At 71.6% G+C, this 19,866-nt stretch carries 19 protein-coding genes; 16 read left to right on the top strand and 3 right to left on the bottom strand.

Features of this window, described 5'->3' with window-relative positions; genetic code table 11:
• Positions 1-54 precede the first annotated feature (54 nt).
• The 13 genes from JIX56_RS39430 (at position 55) to mug (ending at position 14,405) form a co-directional block, all read left to right on the top strand.
• Positions 55-915 carry an ABC transporter ATP-binding protein gene (locus JIX56_RS39430; RefSeq protein ID WP_257548095.1) on the top strand — a complete coding sequence of 287 codons (861 nt, stop codon included), beginning with the start codon at positions 55-57 and terminating at the stop codon, positions 913-915.
• A gap of 4 nt (positions 916-919) precedes the next feature.
• A complete protein-coding gene (locus JIX56_RS39425; RefSeq protein WP_257548093.1) occupies positions 920-3,490 on the top strand; it encodes an ABC transporter permease in 2,571 nt (856 codons plus the stop codon).
• Between the two features lie 80 nt (positions 3,491-3,570).
• Positions 3,571-4,452 (top strand): LLM class F420-dependent oxidoreductase, encoded by an 882-nt coding sequence (locus JIX56_RS39420; protein WP_257548091.1) that lies wholly within the window; start codon positions 3,571-3,573, stop codon positions 4,450-4,452.
• Between the two features lie 203 nt (positions 4,453-4,655).
• On the top strand, positions 4,656-5,081 hold the full coding sequence (locus JIX56_RS39415) for a GNAT family N-acetyltransferase (RefSeq protein WP_257548089.1): 426 nt from the start codon (positions 4,656-4,658) through the stop codon (positions 5,079-5,081).
• Between the two features lie 207 nt (positions 5,082-5,288).
• Positions 5,289-6,626 carry a hemolysin family protein gene (locus tag JIX56_RS39410; RefSeq protein WP_257548087.1) on the top strand — a complete coding sequence of 446 codons (1,338 nt, stop codon included), beginning with the start codon at positions 5,289-5,291 and terminating at the stop codon, positions 6,624-6,626.
• On the top strand, positions 6,623-7,654 hold the full coding sequence (locus JIX56_RS39405) for a hemolysin family protein (protein ID WP_257548085.1): 1,032 nt from the start codon (positions 6,623-6,625) through the stop codon (positions 7,652-7,654). The genes JIX56_RS39410 and JIX56_RS39405 overlap by 4 nt, the downstream gene beginning before the upstream one ends.
• A 65-nt stretch (positions 7,655-7,719) precedes the next feature.
• Positions 7,720-8,559, top strand: a complete 840-nt coding sequence (locus tag JIX56_RS39400; RefSeq protein WP_257548083.1) for an SGNH/GDSL hydrolase family protein — start codon at positions 7,720-7,722, stop codon at positions 8,557-8,559.
• 76 nt (positions 8,560-8,635) lie between these two features.
• On the top strand, positions 8,636-10,141 hold the full coding sequence (locus tag JIX56_RS39395) for a radical SAM protein (RefSeq protein WP_257548081.1): 1,506 nt from the start codon (positions 8,636-8,638) through the stop codon (positions 10,139-10,141).
• Positions 10,138-11,154, top strand: a complete 1,017-nt coding sequence (locus tag JIX56_RS39390; RefSeq protein WP_257548074.1) for an aminotransferase class I/II-fold pyridoxal phosphate-dependent enzyme — start codon at positions 10,138-10,140, stop codon at positions 11,152-11,154. Before JIX56_RS39395 ends, JIX56_RS39390 begins: the two co-directional genes overlap by 4 nt.
• Positions 11,151-11,975, top strand: coding sequence for a class I SAM-dependent methyltransferase (locus JIX56_RS39385; protein WP_257548072.1), 825 nt, complete (start codon positions 11,151-11,153; stop codon positions 11,973-11,975). The genes JIX56_RS39390 and JIX56_RS39385 overlap by 4 nt, the downstream gene beginning before the upstream one ends.
• Before the next feature lie 35 nt (positions 11,976-12,010).
• Positions 12,011-12,361 (top strand): DUF4326 domain-containing protein, encoded by a 351-nt coding sequence (locus tag JIX56_RS39380; protein ID WP_257548070.1) that lies wholly within the window; start codon positions 12,011-12,013, stop codon positions 12,359-12,361.
• A 59-nt stretch (positions 12,362-12,420) separates the two neighbouring features.
• The gene (gene purB, locus JIX56_RS39375) at positions 12,421-13,863 is read left to right on the top strand and encodes an adenylosuccinate lyase (RefSeq protein ID WP_257548068.1); all 1,443 of its coding nucleotides are present in this window, start codon (positions 12,421-12,423) and stop codon (positions 13,861-13,863) included.
• Between the two features lie 44 nt (positions 13,864-13,907).
• The gene (gene mug, locus JIX56_RS39370; protein ID WP_257548066.1) at positions 13,908-14,405 is read left to right on the top strand and encodes a G/U mismatch-specific DNA glycosylase; all 498 of its coding nucleotides are present in this window, start codon (positions 13,908-13,910) and stop codon (positions 14,403-14,405) included.
• A 25-nt stretch (positions 14,406-14,430) separates the two neighbouring features.
• Here mug and JIX56_RS39365 read toward each other — a convergent pair whose 3' ends face one another.
• The 3 genes from JIX56_RS39365 to JIX56_RS39355 are packed head-to-tail and all read right to left on the bottom strand — an operon-like array spanning position 14,431 to position 16,576.
• The gene (locus JIX56_RS39365) at positions 14,431-14,868 is read right to left on the bottom strand and encodes a hypothetical protein (protein ID WP_257548064.1); all 438 of its coding nucleotides are present in this window, start codon (positions 14,866-14,868) and stop codon (positions 14,431-14,433) included.
• A gap of 41 nt (positions 14,869-14,909) precedes the next feature.
• On the bottom strand, positions 14,910-15,632 hold the full coding sequence (locus JIX56_RS39360; protein ID WP_257548062.1) for an ABC transporter permease: 723 nt from the start codon (positions 15,630-15,632) through the stop codon (positions 14,910-14,912).
• 2 nt (positions 15,633-15,634) lie between these two features.
• Positions 15,635-16,576: an ABC transporter ATP-binding protein gene (locus JIX56_RS39355; RefSeq protein WP_257548060.1), complete on the bottom strand. Its 942-nt coding sequence runs from the start codon at positions 16,574-16,576 to the stop codon at positions 15,635-15,637.
• Between the two features lie 108 nt (positions 16,577-16,684).
• On the opposite strand from JIX56_RS39355, the gene JIX56_RS39350 reads away from it, so the two are divergent.
• The 3 genes from JIX56_RS39350 to JIX56_RS39340 all read left to right on the top strand — a co-directional run bounded on the left by JIX56_RS39350 (position 16,685) and on the right by JIX56_RS39340 (position 19,815).
• Positions 16,685-17,842, top strand: coding sequence for a sensor histidine kinase (locus tag JIX56_RS39350; RefSeq protein WP_257548058.1), 1,158 nt, complete (start codon positions 16,685-16,687; stop codon positions 17,840-17,842).
• A gap of 40 nt (positions 17,843-17,882) precedes the next feature.
• Entirely contained in the window at positions 17,883-18,548 is a 666-nt protein-coding gene (locus JIX56_RS39345; RefSeq protein ID WP_257548056.1) for a response regulator transcription factor, read from the top strand.
• Positions 18,549-18,657: 109 nt separating this feature from the next.
• Entirely contained in the window at positions 18,658-19,815 is a 1,158-nt protein-coding gene (locus JIX56_RS39340) for an ROK family transcriptional regulator (RefSeq protein ID WP_257548046.1), read from the top strand.
• Positions 19,816-19,866: the final 51 nt, after the last annotated feature.

Genomic DNA, 19,866 nt, shown 5'->3' with positions numbered 1-19,866 from the left:
TAGGCTCGTCCGGGAACGCCCGGAATTCGAACCAGTTCGAGCCTGGAGGCCGTTTTGTCCACTGCTGCCGCTGAGCACACCCTCGGCCGCGCGGAAGCCGACGGCGTCGCCGCCCGCGCCCGGGGCCTGACGAAGGCGTACGGCTCGGGCGAGACGACGGTGCTCGCCCTCGACTCGGTCGACGTGGACATCGCGCGCGGCCGCTTCACCGCGGTGATGGGCCCCTCGGGCTCGGGGAAGTCGACGTTGATGCACTGTCTGGCGGGGCTCGACACCGTGTCGGCCGGGCAGGTGTGGCTCGGGGACACCGAGATCACCGGGCTCAAGGAGCGCGACCTGACCCGGCTGCGCCGGGACCGGATCGGGTTCATGTTCCAGTCCTTCAACCTGATCCCCACCCTGAACGCGGCCGAGAACATCACCCTGCCCATGGACATCGCGGGCAAGAAGCCCGACGAGAAATGGCTGGACCAGGTCATCGACACGCTCGGGCTGCGCGACCGGCTGAGGCACCGGCCCTCGCAGCTCTCCGGCGGCCAGCAGCAGCGCGTCGCCTGCGCCCGTGCGCTCGCCTCCCGGCCCGAGCTGATCTTCGCGGACGAGCCGACCGGCAACCTCGACTCCCGGGCCGGGCTCGAAGTGCTGGGCTTCCTGCGCGAGGCGGTCGACCAGCTGGGCCAGACCGTCGTCATGGTCACCCACGACCCGGGTGCCGCCGCCCACTCCGACCTGGTGCTCTTCCTCGCCGACGGGCAGATCGTGGACCGGATGGAGCGCCCCACGGCCGAGGCTGTCCTCGAGCGGATGAAGCGGTTCGACACGATCCGGGCGACCTTCGACCAGGAGGGCGCCCCCACCGACGTGACCGACGCGTCTCGCGAGCCCGGCGCGGCCACCGACCTCGACAAGGACTGAGACCGTGCTCAAGGCGACCCTGCGGAGTTTCCTCGCGCACAAGGGGCGGCTGCTGCTCTCGGCGCTGGCGGTCGTCCTGTCCGTGGCGTTCGTCGCGGGCAGCCTGATCTTCTCGGACACGGTGACCCGCACCTTCGACCGGCTGTTCGCCTCCACCTCGGCCGATGTGACCGTGGGCCCCAAGGACGACGATCTGGAGGGCCAGATGCCGACCGGGGCGGTGGAGACCGTGCCCGAGTCCCTGGCCCAGCGGGTCGCGGGGATCGACGGCGTCGCGGACACCCATGTCGACGCGGCCGTGGAGAACATCACGGTCGTCGACAGCGAGAACGAGTCCGTGGGGCCGACGACGGGCGCCCCCACCATCGCCACCAACTGGTACCTCACCGAGCACAGCTCGGTGGAGCTGACCAGCGGAAAGGCTCCGGAGGGCGACGGCCAGGCGATCCTGGACGCGGACACCGCGAAGAACAAGGACGTGAAGATCGGCGACACCCTGACGGTGCTCGCCCAGCCGGGCTCCTTCAAGGTGAAGATCGTCGGCATCGCCACCTTCACCACCACCAACCCCGGCGCCGCGCTGGTCTTCCTCGACACCCCGACCGCGCAGACGAGGCTGCTGGGCGACCCCGACGCCGCCACGGCCATCTCGGTGACCGCCGCGCCGGGCGTCAGCGACGACCAGCTCCAGCAGCGGATCGCCGACGCGCTCGGTCCGCACGCGTACGAGTACCGGACCGCCGAGGAGCAGGCCGAGTCGGCCGCGGCCTCGCTCGGCGGATTCCTCGACGTCATCAAATACGTGATGCTCGGCTTCGCCGGCATCGCGACGCTCGTCGGGGTCTTCCTCATCGTCAACACCTTCTCGATGCTCATCGCCCAACGCACCCGCGAACTGGGCCTGTTGCGCGCGCTCGGCGCCGACCGGCGGCAGGTGCGCCGGTCGGTCCTCACCGAGGCGGCACTGCTCGGCCTGGTCGGGTCGACGCTCGGCCTCGCCCTGGGCATCGGGCTGGCCTTCGGACTGATCGAGCTGATGGGCCTGCTCGGCATGAACCTGAAGGCCACCGAGATGGTGATCGGCGTGGGGACACCGATCGCGGCGTACGTCGTCGGGCTCGGCGTCACCTTCGTGGCGGCGTACCTCCCGGCGCGGCGGGCGGCGACCGTGTCGCCGATGGCGGCGCTCTCGGACGCCGAGATCGCCGGTGTGGGGCGGCCGCTGCGGGTGCGCGCGGTGGTCGGCGGGATCATCGGGGCGGCCGGTGCCGCCGCGCTCGTGGGGTGCGCGATGTCGTCGGACACGGGCTCGGCGGCCTCCCTGCTGGGCCTCGGCGTGGTCCTCACCCTCGTCGCGACCGTCGTCGCGGGTCCGCTTCTCGTCCGGCCGGTGATCCGGGTCCTCGGCGGCGCGTTCCCCGCGCTGTTCGGCTCCGTCGGCCGGATGAGCCAGCGCAACGCCCTGCGCAACCCGCGCCGGACCGGGGCCACCGCCGCCGCGCTGATGGTGGGGATCGCCCTGGTCGCCGGGATGTCCGTGGCCAGCGCGTCGATGACCAAGTCGTTCGACGACGAGATCGACAAGACGCTCGGCGCCGACTTCGTCATCCAGAACCAGAACTTCATGCCCTTCCCGCAGGAGATCACCGACAAGGTCGAGGCCACGGACGGCGCCGGCCTCGTCGTACGGCAGCGGTTCACCCCGGTCGCCGTACAGCTGCCGGACGGCAAGCGGGTCGAGACGACCGCCGCGGCCTACGACTCCCGGCTCGACGAGGTCGCGAACGTCACCTACGCCCGCGGCGACAGCGCCGCCGCGCTCGCGGACGGCGGTATCGGCATGGACGTGGACTTCGCCCGGGACCACGACGTGACGATCGGCAGCACGATCCCGGTGCGGTTCCCGGCCGGGAAGGACGCCGAGCTGAAGGTGACCGCGCTCACCGACCAGGACACCGCCGACGGCTTCGGGATGCAGGGCGGGCTGTACTTCGGGATGGACACCATCGAGCGGTACGTGCCCGAGGGCCAGGACTCGGCGCTGTATGTGAACGCCGGCTCCGGCGTCGGCGCCGACGAGCTGCGCGCGAACCTGGAGCGGACGCTCGACGCGTATCCGCAGGTGCAGGTCCGTGACCAGGCCGACTACAAGGAGCTGGTCCGCGGCCAGATCGCCGTACTCCTCTATCTGGTCTACGCCTTGCTCGGCCTCGCGATCGTCATCGCGGTGCTCGGGGTGGTCAACACCCTCGCCCTGTCGGTGGTGGAGCGCACCCGGGAGATCGGGCTGCTGCGCGCGATCGGGTTGGCCCGGCGGCAGCTGCGGCGGATGATCCGGCTGGAGTCGGTGGTGATCGCCGTGTTCGGCGCGGTCCTCGGGCTCGTGCTGGGGCTGATCTGGGGTGTGTGCGTGCAGCAGGTGCTGGCGCTGCAGGGCATGAAGGCGCTGGCGATCCCGTGGGGCACGGTCGTCGCCGTGGTGATCGGCTCGGCGGTGGTGGGCGTGGTGGCGGCCCTGCTGCCCGCGCTGCGCGCGTCCCGGATGAACGTGCTGGCGGCCATCGCGCACGAGTGATTGGGTGCTGGCGGCACGGGCACACGGGTGATGTACTCGCTGGTATGCCGGCTCAAGTCCCCCTGAGGTGAGGAGAGTTCATGCCGCGCCCGTTCCGCTTCGGAGTCAATCTGCTCAGTCCCACGTCCGCCGAGGAGTGGCGCGCGAAGTGCCGCCGCGCCGAACAGCTCGGTTACGACGTGATCCTGGTCCCGGACCATCTGGGCATGCCGGCCCCGTTCCCGTCCCTGGTCGCCGCCGCGGAGGCGACCGAACAGCCACGGCTGGGCACGTTCGTGCTCAACTCCGGGTTCTGGAATCCCACGCTGCTGGCGCGCGAGGTGGCCACCACGGACGCGCTGACCGGCGGACGCCTGGAGCTGGGGCTCGGCACCGGGTACGTCCCGGCCGAGCACGACAGAGCCGGTCTGCCGTGGGGGTCGCCGCGCGAACGGGTCGACCATCTGCTGCGCACTGTCCAGGAGTTGGACCGGCTCCTGGGCTCCGAGGAGCACGAGCCGCGTCCCGCGCAGCGGCCCCGGGTGCCGCTGCTCATAGGCGCCAACGGCGACCGGATGCTGCGGATCACCGCGGAGCACGCGGACATCGCCGCGTTCACGGGCGCGCGGACGGTGGCGGGCGGCAAGCTGGAACCACTCACCGCCGAGGAACTCGACGAACGGGTCGGCCGGTACCAGGAGTTCGCCGCCGGGCGGAAGGAACCCGCCGAGCTCAACCTGCTGATCCAGATCGTCGAGATCGCCGAGGACCGGAGCGCCGCCGTGCGGCCGTGGCTCAGCCACCTCCCGAACCTGAGCGAGGAGCAGGTTCTCCAGCTGCCGTTGGTCCTCGTGGGGACGCTGGAGGAGATCGTCGACCAGGTGCTGGCGCAGCGGGAGCGGTACGGATTCTCGTATCTGACCGTCCTGGAGCCGAACATGGAGATGTTCGCCAAGGTCGTCGAGGCGCTGCGCGGCAGGTGAGGGGCGAGCGAGTGGCAGGAGAGGGGCGAGCGAGCGGCAGGTGAGATGAGCCGGCGCGAGGTCGGATGCGGGATCCGGTCGGACGCGGCATCCGGTCCGGGAGCCGGTCCGCCATCCGGTCCGGTCCTGTTCGCCACCGCGCGGACGCTGTCCGGATCCTGGAATTCCAGGTCGCCGTCCGAGCCCCGTGATGGGATCGGCCCATGATCGACCTGCGGATACGGGCCGCGACGCCCGACGACCTCGACGCCGTACTCGCCTTCTGGAAGGTGGCCGCCGAGGGCACGAGCATCAGTGACGACCGTGACGGCGTCGAGCGACTGGTGGCCCGTGACCCCGAGACACTGATCATCGCCGAGCAGGACGACGAACTGGTGGGCACCGTGATCGCCGGCTTCGACGGCTGGCGGTGCCATCTGTACCGGCTCGCGGTGCACCCGGACCGGCGGCGGCAGGGCATCGGCTCGGCGCTGCTGACCGCCGCCGAGGAGCGGTTCGTACGGCTCGGGGGGCGGCGCGGCGACGCGATGGTGCTCGTACGCAACGAGTCGGCCCAACATGCGTGGCGCGCGGCCGGGTACGCGCCCGAGGAGAAGTGGCGGCGGTGGGTGAAGCCGCTCGGAGACTGAGGGAGCCCGGGGCACCCGGGGACGGCGACACGATACTTTGCCGATCCTTTACCATGGGTGGACCAGTCGACCTCTACGGAAAGGTTGTGAGCGTCCGCCCATGGGCGAGCCTCCCAGTACCCGGCCCGGTACACCTCGTACCCGAGCCGGTGTCCGACATCGCGCGATCCTCCCGCCGCTGCACGATCCTGGGACGGAGGTGACCCGATGACCGAAGTGCTCCTCCTCCTGGTGGCGGTGCTGCTCTCGTTGATCTGTGGTGCCTTCGTCGCCGCCGAGTTCTCGCTGACCACGGTCGAGCGCGGCCAGCTGGAGCGGGCCGCGGAGCGCGGTGAGCGGGGTGCCGCCGGCGCCCTCAGGGCCGTACGGAACCTCACGTTCCAGCTCTCCGGCGCCCAGCTCGGCATCACCGTCACCAACCTGGTGGTCGGCATGCTCGCCGAGCCGTCGATCGCCAAGCTGATCGCGGGCCCGCTGGAGACGGTCGGCGTGCCGAAATCCGCGTCGGGTTCGGTGGCGCTGGTGATCGGTACGGCCCTGTCGACCGTCGTGCTGATGGTCGTGGGGGAACTGGTGCCCAAGAACTGGGCGATCTCCTCGCCGCTGCCCGTGGCGAAGAAGGTGGCGACCCCACAGCGCTGGTTCAGCGCCGCGTTCCGCCCCTTCATCACGCATCTCAACAACACCGCCAACCGTCTCGTGCGTCTCTTCGGCGTCGAGCCCGCCGAGGAGCTGGCCTCCGCGCGCGGCCCCCAGGAGCTGGCGGCTCTCGCCCGGCACTCCGCCAAGGCGGGCGCGCTGGAGGCGGACACCGCCGAGCTGTTCGTGCGGACGCTGAACCTCGCCGATCTGACCGCCGAGAACGTGATGACCCCGCGCGTCCAGGTCATCGCCCTCGACGCCCTGGCGACCTGCGAGGACGTGGCGAACGCGACCCGGGCCACCGGCCTGTCCCGCTTCCCCGTCTACCGCGGCAGCCTCGACTCGGTCGTCGGCACCGTGCACATCAAGGACGTCCTCGCCGTGCCCGCCGGGCGCCGGCTGCGCACCTCCGTCGCGGAGCTGCTGCGCGAGCCGCTGCTCGTCCCGGAGTCACTGACCGTCGACCGGGTCCTCGACCGGCTCTCGGGCAAGCGCACGATGGCCGTCGTCATCGACGAGTACGGCGGGACCGCCGGTGTGGTGACGCTGGAGGACATCGTCGAGGAGGTCGTCGGCGAGGTGCGGGACGAGCACGACCCGCACGAGACACCCGACCTGGCCCCCGTCGGCACCGACGAGAGCGGCCGCGAGCTGTACTCGGCGGACGGCTCGGCCCGCACCGACCAGCTCGCCCGGGTCGGCCTGCGCGCGCCGGAGGGACCGTACGAGACGCTCGCGGGTCTCGTCGCCACCGAACTGGGCCGCATTCCCGCCGTCGGCGACACCGTCGAGGTCGTCGGCTGGCGGCTCGACGTCGTGGACGCCGCCGGACGCCGGGCCGCGCGGGTGCTGCTGCACGCGCCGACCGCGTCCGCCGACGAACACGAGAAGGAGACGCGATGACCGCCGTCCAGCTGCTGATCGGTTTCGCGACGCTGGTCGTCAACGCCTTCTTCGTGGGCGCCGAGTTCGCCCTGATCTCCGTACGCCGCAGCCAGATCGAAGAGCACCTCGAACACAGCGGCAACGGCCAAGGCGACCGGCGGGCGCGCAGCGTGCTGTGGGGCCTGGAGCACGTGTCGGCGCTGATGGCGGCCGCGCAGCTCGGCATCACCCTGTGCACCCTGGTCCTCGGTGTGGTCGCGGAGCCCGCGATCGAACATCTGCTGGAGCCGCTGTTCCACGCGATCGGCATGCCGGAGGGCGCGGGCCACGCGGTGTCCTTCGTGATCGCGCTGGCGCTCGCCACCTATCTGCACATGCTGCTCGGCGAGATGGTGCCGAAGAACATCGCCCTCGCGGAGCCGGTGCGCAGCGCCCTGCTGCTCGGCCCGCCGCTGGTGGCCCTGTCGCGCGCGCTGCGCCCGGTGATCTTCACGATCAACGCCTTCGCGAACGCGCTGCTGAAGCTCATGCGGATCGAGACGAAGAACGAGGTCACGGCGACCTTCTCGGACACCGAACTCGCCCGTCTCGTCCGGGACTCCAGCGAGGCCGGACTCATCGACGACCGCGCCCAGGAGCGGCTGCGCGACGCCCTGGAGCTGGGCCGCCGGCCCGTGCGCGATGTCGTGCTCCCGCTGGAACGCGTCGTCTACGCGGGCATGGGCGTCACCCCGGAGGAGCTGGAGCGGCTGTCGGCCGAGTCCGGGTTCTCCCGCTTCCCGGTGGTCGACGAGGGGCGCCGGATCGTGGGCTATCTCCATGTGAAGGACGCGCTCGACGCGGCCCCGCGTGACATGCCGTTCTCCGTCCGGGACATGCGCTCCATCGCCCGGGTCCGGGAGACGACACCGCTGGACGACGTGCTCACCGCGATGCGCCGCAGCCGGACGCACCTGGCGGCCGTTCTGGGCGCGGACGGGCGGCTCGCCGGCATCGTGACCATGGAGGATGTGCTGCGGGAGCTGTTCGGACAGCCCGCCGTCTGAGGTCCGGAAGGGGGCGGGAGCCGACCGACCGCCGGGTATGTGCACGGGATACCATTTCTGTCGCCATGCAGACGCATCCCTCTTACTCCAGCCTTGTCGCGGTCGGCGACTCCTTCACCGAAGGCATGTCCGACCTCCTCCCCGACGGTTCGTACCGGGGCTGGGCCGATCTCCTCGCGGGCCGGATGGCCGCGCGGACGCCCGGCTTCCGGTACGCCAATCTCGCGGTGCGCGGGAAGCTGATCGGGCAGATCGTCGCCGAGCAGGTCGAGGTGGCCGCCTCGATGGAGGCGGACGTGATCACGCTGGTCGGCGGCCTGAACGACACGCTCCGGCCCAAGTGCGACATGGGGCGGGTCCGCGGACTCCTGGAGGAGGCCGTGGAACGCCTCGCCCCCGCCTGCAAGCAGCTCGTCCTGATGCGCAGCCCGGGCCGCCAGGGCCCCGTCCTGGAGCGGTTCCGGCCGCGCATGGAGGAGCTGTTCAGCTGCGTCGACGAGCTGGCCGCGCGGCACGGCGCCCTGGTCGTCGACCTGTACGGGGCGCCCTCGCTGGGCGATCCCCGCATGTGGGACGTGGACCGGCTGCACCTCACCGCCGAAGGCCACCGCCGGGTCGCCGAGGCGGTCTGGCAGGCGCTCGGCCACGAGGCGCAGGATCCCGAGTGGCGTACACCGATGCCCGTGACGCCGCCGCCCGGATGGACCGCACGCCAGGTGGCCCACGCCCGGTTCGCCAGGCAGTACCTGCTGCCGTGGATCGCCCGCCGTCTCACGGGCCGCTCCTCGGGCGACGGCCGGGCAGGCACCCACTTCAGCGCTGAGCTGGGCAAAGCCTTTTGGGTCACCCCTGTGGACCACACGAACCCCGGCCCTGTGACGGACTGGCGACACGTGAGGCCCTGACCCGGAGCCCCGCCCGGCTGCCGTGCACCGATGAAACGCGGGGTGCACCCGCTTCAGACCACCCGCTGGGCCGACGATGCCCGAAGGCGCTGCCGATCCGGCGGCGCTGCTCGGCATCCTGATCACCGCGGCGAAGGGCGGCAGGGCGGGGCGTGTCGTTGACGACGGATCGGGTCGGGACACCGCGTTCCGCCTGCAGTTCGGCCCATGTCGTCCGGGCCCGTTCATGCATGATGACGGGATGAACCATAGCGACCGGCGTTTTCACGTCATCGTGCTGTCGAACTTCGCGAAGGGCTTCGACAAGTACGCGAACGCTTACGGCAAGGCGGGGATTCCGGAGAGTACCTATCCCGACCGGTTCCACCTGCTGACCCGCGCGGAGTTGGGAATCGGCATCGGCAAGGCGCGACGCCTGCTGGACCGTCTGGCCATGCCGGGTGACCGGCTGCTGGTGCTGGAAACCATGGTGGACCCCGACAAGCTGGTGCCCAACGTGTCGACCGGCCTCGGCATGGAACTGCACGAGGCTCGCATCCGGTTGTCAGCAGTCCACGAGCTCGACGAAGCGGGCGACGAGTTCACACTGCGCCCGACGACCGTCGAGGACGCGATGGCGTCCTCCCTGCACCTGCACGGTTCGGCACTGCGTCGCTACGCCGACACGCGACCGCGCTCGGTGTCGCTTCTGCCGGTCGCCTCCGCCTGCCAGGCCCGGTGTTCGTTCTGCTTCTCCGCGGCTTCGATCTCCAGCGACCAGGCACCGGCACGGGTCCCGTGGGACGCGGTCGCCCACTGGCTGGAGCGCGCCCGCGCGGCAGGTGCCGAGCGTGCGGTGATCACCGGGGGCGGGGAGCCCACGCTCATACCGTTCGAACAGCAGCTGCGACTGGTGTCCGCCTGCTCGGCGGCCTTCCCGAAGGTCGTCCTGATCACCAACGCGCACACCCTGGCGAAAGGCAGGCACGCCGATCGGGCCGACCGCCTCGCGGCCCTGAGCACCGCGGGCCTGAGCGTGCTGGCGGTCTCCCGGCACCATCAGGACGACGCCGTCAACGAGCGGCTGATGATGCTGCGCACGCCGGTGAGCTCTGTCGTCGACACCTGGCGCGTGGAACGTGACCGCTGGCCGGGGCTGCGGATGAGGTTGATCTGTGTGCTCCAGCACGGCGGCGTCGCCGACGCGGCCGAGGTCGCCGACTACCTTTCGTGGGCCGCGGCTCTCGGTGTCGAGGAAGTCTGCTTCAAAGAGCTCTACGTATCCACCAGCACCGAGTCGCTCTACTTCGACCGCGCCGCCAACGTCTGGAGCCGAGAGCACCAGGTTTCGCTGTCCGTCGTCACCGGGTTCGCCGAGCAGCACGGTTTCGAACTGGCGAGCCGCCTGCCCTGGGGCGCGCCGGTCTACCACGGCAGCTGGGACGGACGGCCGATGCGGATCGCCGCTTACACCGAGCCCAGCCTGCTCTGGGAACGCACCAGCGGGATCGCACGCAGCTGGAACGTCATGGCCGACGGACGCTGCTACGCCTCCCTGGAAGACCGGGCCAGCGAGATCGTGCCGGAAGGCGTATCGGCATGAGGTTCGAGGAGTTCCAGGAATTCCGGCAGCGGCACCTCAGTGCTTCCTCGTCGCTTCTGGACACCGCCGAGACCAACGTGTACCGGGCGCTTGCCCCGATGCGACCGGAACCGCCGGCCGACATGAGTACGGTGCACCGGTGCGATCTCGCCCGAGCCTGGCTGCGGCGCTTCGAGCTGCCGGAAGAGTGGTCCGGCCACGCCATGGTCTGTCGAGGGGTCCGGCACGGGCTCGGTGTGGTGTTCCACCGGCTGCGCGCCGTGCACGCGCGGTTGTGGCTGCCCAGCGACGTGTACCCGGTCTACTTCGAGCTGGCCCGCGCCGCGGGCCTCGACCCCATGTCCTACCCGACGCTACCGGCGCCGGCCCTGCCGGGGTCGCCGGCGGACCACCGGCCCGAATACCTGCTGCTCGCCAACCCCAGCAAGCCGCTCGGCCGTTACCTGTCGGATGCCGAGTGCGACGCGGTGATCTCGTGGTTGCGGGAATCACCACGCCGCCGCCTGCTGATCGACAGCGTCTACGACCTGGGAGCCCCGTTCGCCGCCGGCACACGGCGATTGCTGGACACCGGTTGTGCGGTCCTGCTGCATTCGGTCACCAAGGGATGGCTGTGGCCACGCACGTTCGGCGTGGTCCTGCTGGGCCCGGCGCACGCCGAATGGGCCGAAGCGTTCCGGGCGGATCCGCCGGCGCCGGCACAGCTGGGGCTCGCCGCCCGTCTGCTGACCGAGCACAGTGACGTGCCCCGGCAGGTCGTCGACGAACTGGCCGCACGGGCCGAGCGGTTGTTCGCACGGTTGCCGGACGAGGTGCTCGGGGCGATTCCCACGGCGAGCCGGACGTGTCCCGGCAACTATTTCTTCCCGGTCGACATCCCAGCGGAGACGCTCCAGCGTGAGTGCGGCGTGCTCGCCGTGCCGGTCAGCGTGTTCGGGGAGGGCAGTTGGTCCGGCTCCATCCTGACCAGCCTTGCTGACGCTTTCGGCCCGACGCCGACGGTGGCGCGATGAAGCCACTGGAGGACCTGGCCGTATACGACGATGCGGACTTCTACGATCAGGAGTTCACCGCGCGCACCCACGACATCCCGTTCTTCCTCGGCCAAGCGGTCCGGGCGGGCGGTCCGGTCCTGGAGGTGGCCTGCGGAACCGGGCGCATCACCCTGCCGATCGCGCGGGCGGGTGTCGAGGTCACAGGGCTCGACATCATGCCCTCGATGCTCGCGCGTGCCCGTCAGCGGGCCGAGGACGAGCGACTGCCGGTCGAGTGGCTGGAACAGGACTGCCGAGACATCCGCTCCGACAGGCGCTTCGCCCTGGTGTTCTCGGCGACCAACGCGATGCAGCACCTGCACGACCTGGATTCCGTGGTCGCGTTCCTCGCCTCGGCGCGAAACGTGCTGCGACCGGGCGGGACCCTGATCCTGGACGTGTTCAACCCCGACATGGCCAAGCTGTGCCGGCTCCCCGAGTCGCCCTACCACCACAAGTCGGTCGCGGACCGGGACGGGGCGAGGCTCGACGTGCGAGCGACGACCAGCTACGACGCCGCCGCCCAAGTGCTGCGGTTCACGCTGGACTACCTACGCGACGGCGTGTGCGTACGCACCAAGAAAGTCAGCATGCGCTGCTTCTTTCCCGAGGAACTCTTGGCGCTCTGCCGGCTGGCCGGTCTCGACGTGGCGCAGCGCTACGGGGACTACGATCAATCCCCGTTCACGAGCACCTCGCCGAAGCAGCTCCTGTTCTGCCACTCCCGAACCGCACCGTCCGGCGACGGCCTGCCGGCCAAGCGGCCCGAGTTGCTGCCGTACGAGGGGGCGCTAGCGTAAGAGCCGCGTAGGAGCCGCCGCACCGGGAGGCGCGCGTGTCCACGACAGTGATCAATCTGAAGGGCCGCATCCGCGACTTCGGCCCCCGTCTGGAGTACGCCCCCAGCGACCTGGTCTACATCGGCCGCCGCTGGACCATGGGCCACTGGGACCTGCCCCAGCATCCGCTGTACAACCCGTTCCAGTACGACACCCCGAAGAAGAAGCGCGACGGTACGCGCGCCGAGGTGATGGCCAAGTACCGGGAGTACCTGATGGCCGACCCCGAGCTGCTGGCCCTGGTGCCGGAGCTGCGCGGCAAGACCCTGGCCTGCTGGTGCGCGCCGGAGCCGTGCCACGGGGACGTCCTGGCGGAGATCGCCGACCGCCCGGAGTCCTCTTCGTAGGTTCCTCCGAAGAGGCCCGCTGTGCTCACCTGCAGGAATCGCCAGTAGAATCCATACACGTGACTTCTGCGCCAGCCAAGCCCCGCATCCCGAACGTCCTCGCCGGACGCTACGCCTCCGCCGAGCTCGCCACGCTCTGGTCGCCCGAGCAGAAGGTGAGGCTGGAGCGGCAGCTCTGGCTGGCCGTGCTGCGGGCCCAGAAGGACCTCGGCATCGAGGTGCCGGACGAGGCGCTCGCCGACTACGCGCGGGTCCTCGACACCGTCGACCTGGCCTCCATCGCCGAGCGCGAGAAGGTCACGCGGCACGACGTGAAGGCGCGGATCGAGGAGTTCAACGACCTCGCCGGGCATGAGCACGTGCACAAGGGCATGACGTCCCGCGACCTCACCGAGAACGTGGAGCAGCTGCAGATCCGGCTCTCGCTGGAGCTGGTCCGCGACCGTACGGTGGCTGTGCTGGCGCGGCTCGGCAAGCTGGCCGGTGAGTACGGCGAGCTGGTCATGGCCGGCCGCTCGCACAACGTGGCCGCGCAGGCCACCACCCTCGGCAAGCGGTTCGCGACCGCCGCCGACGAGCTGCTCGTGGCGTACGGCCGGGTCGAGGAGCTGCTCGGCCGCTACCCGCTGCGCGGTATCAAGGGCCCGGTGGGCACGGCCCAGGACATGCTGGACCTGCTGGGGGGCGATGCCTCGAAGCTCGCCGAGCTGGAGCAGCGGATCGCCGGGCACCTCGGCTTCGCGCAGGCCTTCACCTCGGTCGGCCAGGTCTACCCGCGCTCGCTGGACTACGACGTGGTGACCGCGCTGGTGCAGCTGGCGGCGGCGCCGTCCTCGCTGGCGAAGACGATCCGGCTGATGGCCGGGCACGAGCTGGTGACCGAGGGCTTCAAGCCGGGTCAGGTCGGGTCCTCCGCGATGCCGCACAAGATGAACACGCGGTCGTGCGAGCGCGTCAACGGGCTGATGGTCATCCTGCGCGGCTACGCCTCGATGACCGGCGAGCTGGCGGGCGACCAGTGGAACGAGGGCGACGTGTCCTGCTCGGTGGTGCGCCGGGTCGCGCTGCCGGACGCGTTCTTCGCGCTGGACGGCCTGCTGGAGACGTTCCTGACCGTCCTCGACGAGTTCGGCGCGTTCCCGGCCGTCGTCGCGCGTGAGCTGGACCGCTATCTGCCGTTCCTCGCCACGACCAAGGTGCTGATGGGCGCGGTGCGGGCGGGCGTCGGCCGTGAGGTCGCGCACGAGGCCATCAAGGAGAACGCCGTCGCCTCCGCCCTCGCGATGCGCGAGCAGGGCGCCGAGCGCAACGAGCTCCTCGACAAGCTCGCCGCCGACGACCGCATCCCGCTGGACCGCGGCCAGTTGGACGCGCTCATGGCCGACAAGCTGTCCTTCACGGGCGCCGCGGCCGATCAGGTCGGCGTCGTCGTCGGCCGGATCGAGGAGATCGTCAAGCAGCGCCCCGAGGCCGCCGGTTACACGCCGGGAGCGATCCTCTGACCCGCTTCACCCAGGCCGAACTGGAGGCCGCCCGCGACCGGCTGGTGCCGGATGTCACCGCGGACGGCCTCCGGGTCCTGTTCTGCGGGATCAATCCGGGGCTGATGACGGCGGCGACCGGCCATCACTTCGCCCGCCCCGGCAACCGCTTCTGGCCCGTCCTGCACCTGTCCGGCTTCACACCCCGGCTGCTCAAGCCCGCCGAGCAGGACGAGTTGCCGTCGTACGGGCTCGGCATCACGAACGTCGTCGCGCGGGCGACGGCACGCGCCGACGAGCTGACGGCGGAGGAGTACGTCGAGGGCGGGCGTCTGCTGACCGCCAAGGTGGGGCGGCTGCGGCCGCGCTGGCTCGCCGTGGTCGGCGTGACCGCGTACCGGGCCGCCTTCGGCGACCGCAAGGCCGCTGTCGGTCCGCAGGAGCGGACGATCGGCGCCTCGCACGTGTGGGTGCTGCCCAATCCCAGTGGTCTGAACGCGCACTGGACGGCGGCGACGATGGCCGAGGAGTTCGGACGGCTGCGGGTGGCGGCGGAGGGCTGACCGCCGGACCGTTCGGCTCAGCGCGTCACGGGGGGTCGATCTCCGTGATCAGCGCGAGGAGTTGGAACGGCAGTTCCTTGTCCCACTGGGAGACGCCGAGGGCGACCCAGCGGCCGTCGGCCTGCCAGAGATGCACGTCCGGGACGTCGGAGCTGAGCACCGCCCAGGGCTCGGGTATGTCCTCGCCGTCCAGGGACCGGTCGAGGACGCTCCACAGGCTGAACACGTCGGGGGCGCCCCAGCGCTCGGTGAGCAGCTGCGACAGGGCGTCCCGGTCCGCCTCGTACTGCTCCTCGGTCTCCTCCCGGCGTGTGCCGTCGTCCTCCCAGAAGTCGGCGCTCGTCTGTAACTCGGCGACGTGATAGCCGGGTCCGGCCGTGCCGGCGTCCGACCGGCCGGGCTCCGCCGGGAAGTCCTCGGAGCACAGCCGCTCGATGACGGCGAGGTGCCGCGTGATGCTCATGCGGTCCAGTAAAGCGCGCACCACTGACACCTGTCGTGGCGTCAGGCGTCCCTGCGCCGTACGCTCCACGCGCCCGCCGCCAGCGCGGCCACCGCCCACAGCGCCGTCACCGCCAGGCCGCTCCAGGGGCCGAGCGCGCCGTCGGACGTCTCGTGGAGGATCACCTGGCCCGCCTTGTCCGGCAGGAAGTCCGCGATGCCGCCGGAGACTCCCCCGACGACGAAGGACACGATGAGCAGGAACGGGATGAGGATGCTCAGGGTTGCCACGCCGCTGCGCAGGAGGGCGGTCAGGCCGGCCGCGAGGAGGGCCATCAGAGCGAGGTAGACGCCGCAGCCGACGGCGCCGCGCAGGCCCTCGGCGGCCGAGAGTCCGCTCGTCCTGTCGCCGAGGACGGCCTTGCCGACGGCGAGGCTCACGAATCCGGTGAGCAGGCCGACGGCCAGGGCCGGTACACCGATCGCGACCGCCTTGGCCGTGAACCACCGGCCCCGGCGGGGTACGGCGGCCAGCGAGAGTCTGAGGGCGCCGCCCTGGAACTCGGACGACACGGCCGTCGCACCGAAGGCGACCGCCGCGGCCTGGCCGAAGTTGACGCCGAAGAACGCGGCGTGCAGCGGGTCGAAGTCGGTGCCGTCGGAGTCGAGTCCGGCGAGCGCGGAGAAGGCCGCGGTGGCGAGGACGACCGCGAGGAGGGCCCACAGCATCGACCGCAGGGTACGGATCTTGATCCACTCGGAGTGGAGGACGGCTGCGAACGTCATGGTCAGGCCTCCTGGGGCTGGGCGGGGGTGGCGGCGGAGGCGGCGGTGAACTCGGCCTCCTTGGCGGTGAGATCGAGGTAGGCCTGCTCCAGGGTGCCCTCCTCGGCGGCGAGTTCGAGGATCGTCAGGCCGGCGCCGGAGGCGAGGCGGCCGATGTCGTCCACGCGCGCGTCGAACACCGTCAGGCCTCCGTGCTCGCTCTCCGCCGTCCGGTGGCCGTGCCGTGTCAGGAGGTCGGTGAGGGTGTCGGTGTCCGTGGTGCGTACCCGTACGCGGGGCTGCACGCGCGCGTGGATGAACTCCCGCATGGAGGTGTCGGCGAGAAGGCGGCCGCGGCCGAGGACGACCAGGTGGTCGGCGAAGGAGGCGGTCTCGTTCATGAGGTGGCTGGAGACCAGGACGGTCCGGCCCTCGCGGGCGAGGCGGCGCAGCAACTCCCGGATCCAGATGATCCCTTCGGGATCGAGGCCGTTGGACGGTTCGTCCAGCAGGACGACGGACGGGTCGCCGAGCAGGGCCGCCGCGATGCCGAGGCGCTGGCGCATGCCCAGGGAGTACGTCTTCACCCGGCGCCGCGCGACCTTCGCCAGGCCCGTCTCCTCCAGCACCTCGTCCACGCGGGCGGGCGCGATGCGGTTGCTCGCCGCGAGCGCGCGCAGATGGTCGCGGGCGGTGCGTGATCCGTGCGCGGCCCGCGCGTCGAGCAGGGCGCCCACATGGCGCAGCGGTTCGTCGAGGTCGGCGTAGGCGCGGCCGCCGACGGTGGCGGTGCCGGAGGTCGGCCGGTCCAGACCGAGGACGAGCCGCATGGTGGTGGACTTCCCGGCGCCGTTGGGGCCGAGGAAGCCGGTGACACGGCCGGGTTCCACACGGAAGGTGAGGTGGTCCACGGCGCGGACGGTGCCGTACTCCTTGGTGAGGTCCTGTACGTCGATGCTGGTCATGGGCCCAGCCTGGCCGTGGGCGGGGTGTCGGGGCCTCCCCCGCGGGTGGAGAGCGTCTCCCCCGCCCGGGGGAGGCCCGTTGTCGGTGGTGGCTGGCACCATGACCGAATGGCCCGCTTCCTGCGCCCGTTGCTCCGGGGGACGACGTACACGCGCCTGCTGCATCTGTGGGTGCCGATGCTGATCGTCAGCCTGTGGATGTACATCATGCCCACGCGCCCGTGGGTCCCCGCGCTGTTCCTGATTCCGCTCGGGCTGATCCCCGCCGTGCGGCTGGGCGAGGGCGTGCAGGCACGGTTGCTGCTGACGCCGGGTGAGGAGGGGGATTCGGGGATCTCCGTGGCGCCGTCCGCCAGTTGGCGGGACCGGTTCCGCACGGTGGTGTGGCTGGAAGTGCGGATGGCGCTCGGGGCGCTGGCCTTGGGGGGCACCGCCTGGCTGCCCATCCTCACCTACGACCTGGTCTCGGTCGCGTTCGGGCATGTGCCGACGGACAACGTTGTACTGAGGGGTGTGGAAGCGCACTGGGCGTACGGCCTTCTGGCGCCCCTCACGCTCGTCCTGGCGTTCGCCGTCGTGGTCGGCCTCGGCGCGCTGGTCACCGCCGCCGCCCGTCGGCTGCTGGGGCCTTCGGCCGCCGAGCGGCTGGCCACGCTGGAGGAGCGGACCGAGCAGCTGCTGGAACGCAACCGGATCGCCCGGGAGCTGCACGACTCCATAGGGCATGCGCTGACGGTGGCGGTGGTGCAGGCGGGCGCGGCGCGGGCGGCCGGTGATCCGGCGTTCACCGACCGGGCGCTGACCGCCATCGAGGACACCGGCCGGGCCGCGTTGGAGGACCTGGAGCGGGTGCTGGGCGTGCTCCGGGAGACCGGCCGGCCCGTGCACGAGCGACCCACGCTGACCGAGGCCGACCGGCTGCTGGAGTCCGCGCGCACCTCCGGCGCGAAGGTGGACGCCGAGGTGTCGGGGCCCCTGGAAAAGGTGCCCGGACCGGTGTCCCGCGAGGGCTACCGCATCCTCCAGGAGTCGCTGACCAATGTGCTCCGGCACGCGGGCGACGTCCCGGTCCGGGTGCGGATCGCGGTCGCGGACGGCGGTCTCGACCTGGAGGTCCGCAATCCGCTGACGGCGGAGATACCGGGGCCCGGCCGGGGCAGCGGACTGCGGGGCATACGCGAGCGGGCGGCACTGCTCGGCGGCCGGGCGCGGACCGGTCCCGACCGGGGTGACTGGCAGGTGCGCGTCGAACTGCCGCTGAACTGAACAGCCGTTCGATCCCTAGGAGCTGATCTAGGCTGGCGGGATGCCGCCGATCACCGTTCTGCTCGTCGACGACGAACCCCTCGTACGCGCCGGTCTGCGGGCCGTTCTGGAGGCGCAGCCGGACATCGAGGTCGTCGGGGAGGCGGCGGACGGTGCCGCGGTGATCCCGCTGGTGCGGCAACTGCGGCCGAGCGTCGTCGCCATGGATGTGCGGATGCCGCTGCTGGACGGCATCGAGGCCACGCGGGCGGTGCTGCGGACCGTGCCGGAGCCGCCGAAGATCCTCGTGGTGACGACCTTCGAGAACGACGAGTACGTGTACGAGGCGCTGCGCGCGGGCGCGGACGGCTTCCTGCTGAAGCGGGCCCGGCCGGCCGAGATCGTGCACGCGGTACGGCTGGTCGCCGAGGGCGAGTCGCTACTGTTCCCCGCCTCCGTACGGCAGTTGGCCGCCGAGTACGGCGACGGGGTGGGCAATCGGGCGGCGCGGGCGGTCATGGAGCGGGCCGCGCTGACCGAGCGTGAGGCGGAGGTGCTGCGGCTGATGGCCCGGGGCCTGTCGAACGCGGAGATCGCCGCCCGGCTGGTCGTCGGCACCGAGACGGTGAAGTCCCACGTCAGCGCCGTCCTCGCGAAGCTCGGGGCGCGGGACCGTACGCAGGCGGTGATCGCGGCGTACGAGTCGGGGTTCGTGGCGCCCGGCTGAGCCCGCCCGGGACGGCCTGTCGTTCTGGTCGGGTGCGACAGGCACTCGCCGGGGTCGACCGCGGCGAGTACGATCCGGCAAACACGGGCGCGAGCTGGGAGGACGGACGTTGGGGCGGCTGACCGGCGGGGATCCTTCTCTGCTCCGAAGAATCAACTCGGCCGTGGTGCTGCACGCGCTGCGGGCCACGGACCACGCGACGCTCACCGAGATCACGCGGGTCACCGGACTGTCCCGGCCCACGGTCGAGGGCGTCGTCGAGGGGCTCGTGGAAGCCGGGCTGGTGGTCGAGCAGGCCGCCGAGGAAGGCGCCGCCCGACGGCAGGGGCGGCCGGCGCGGCACTACCGGTTCCGGGCCGAGGCCGGTCATCTGCTGGGCCTGGACGTGGGCTCCCACCGGGTGACCGCGCTGCTCGCGGACCTCGACGGGCGGGTGCTGGGCTCGCTGTCCAAGGACGTCTCCGAGGCGGCGTCGGCGGACGACCGGCTGGAGCGGCTGCGCTCGACCGTCGCGGAGCTGCTGCGCAGGTCCGGGGTGTCGCGGGGTTCGCTGCGCGCGGTCGGCGTGGGCAGCCCGGGCATCATCGAGGCCGACGGCGCCGTACGCCTGTGCGCGGCCCTGCCGGAGTGGACGGGGCTGAACCTGGGCGAGCGGCTGAGCCGCTCCTTCAAGTGTTCCGTCCTGGTCGAGAACGACGCCAACGCGGCCGCGGTCGCCGAGCACTGGAAGGGCGCCGCCGCCGAGTCCGACGACGTGGTGTTCGTGCTGGCGGGGCTGAGCCCGGGCGCCGGTTCGCTGATCGGCGGGCGGCTGCACCGGGGCTACGGCGGCGCGGCCGGAGAGATCGGCGCGCTGCATCTGCTGGGCCGGGAGGCCACACCGGAGGCGCTGCTGTCGACCACGGGCGAGCCCTTGCATCCGCTGGACGAGCCGGCGGTCGCCGAGGTCTTCAAGCACGCGCGCGAGGGCGACGGGCGGGCCCGCGAGGCGGTGGACCGCTTCATACAACGGCTGGTCCACGATGTGGCGGCCCTCGTCCTCGCCCTCGACCCCGAGCTCGTGGTCGTCGGCGGCTGGGCGACCGGCATCGACGACGTACTCGATCCCCTCCGCCACGAGCTGGCCCGTTACTGTCTGCGCCCGCCCCGGGTGGCCCTCTCCCGACTGGGTGAGACGGCCGTCGCGATGGGCGCGCTCCGTCTTGCCCTGGACCATGTCGAGGAACAGCTGTTCGCGGTGGAGGGCACGGTGACGGCGCGGCGCTGAGGCCTCGCGCCCGTGCCGGCCGGCGGCTCCGCCCTCGCTCGCGGGCGCCGT

The sequence above is a fragment of the Streptomyces sp. CA-210063 genome, from assembly GCF_024612015.1.
Taxonomy (GTDB): Bacteria; Actinomycetota; Actinomycetes; order Streptomycetales; family Streptomycetaceae; genus Streptomyces.
This window is presented reverse-complemented; position numbering and strand designations above follow the sequence as displayed.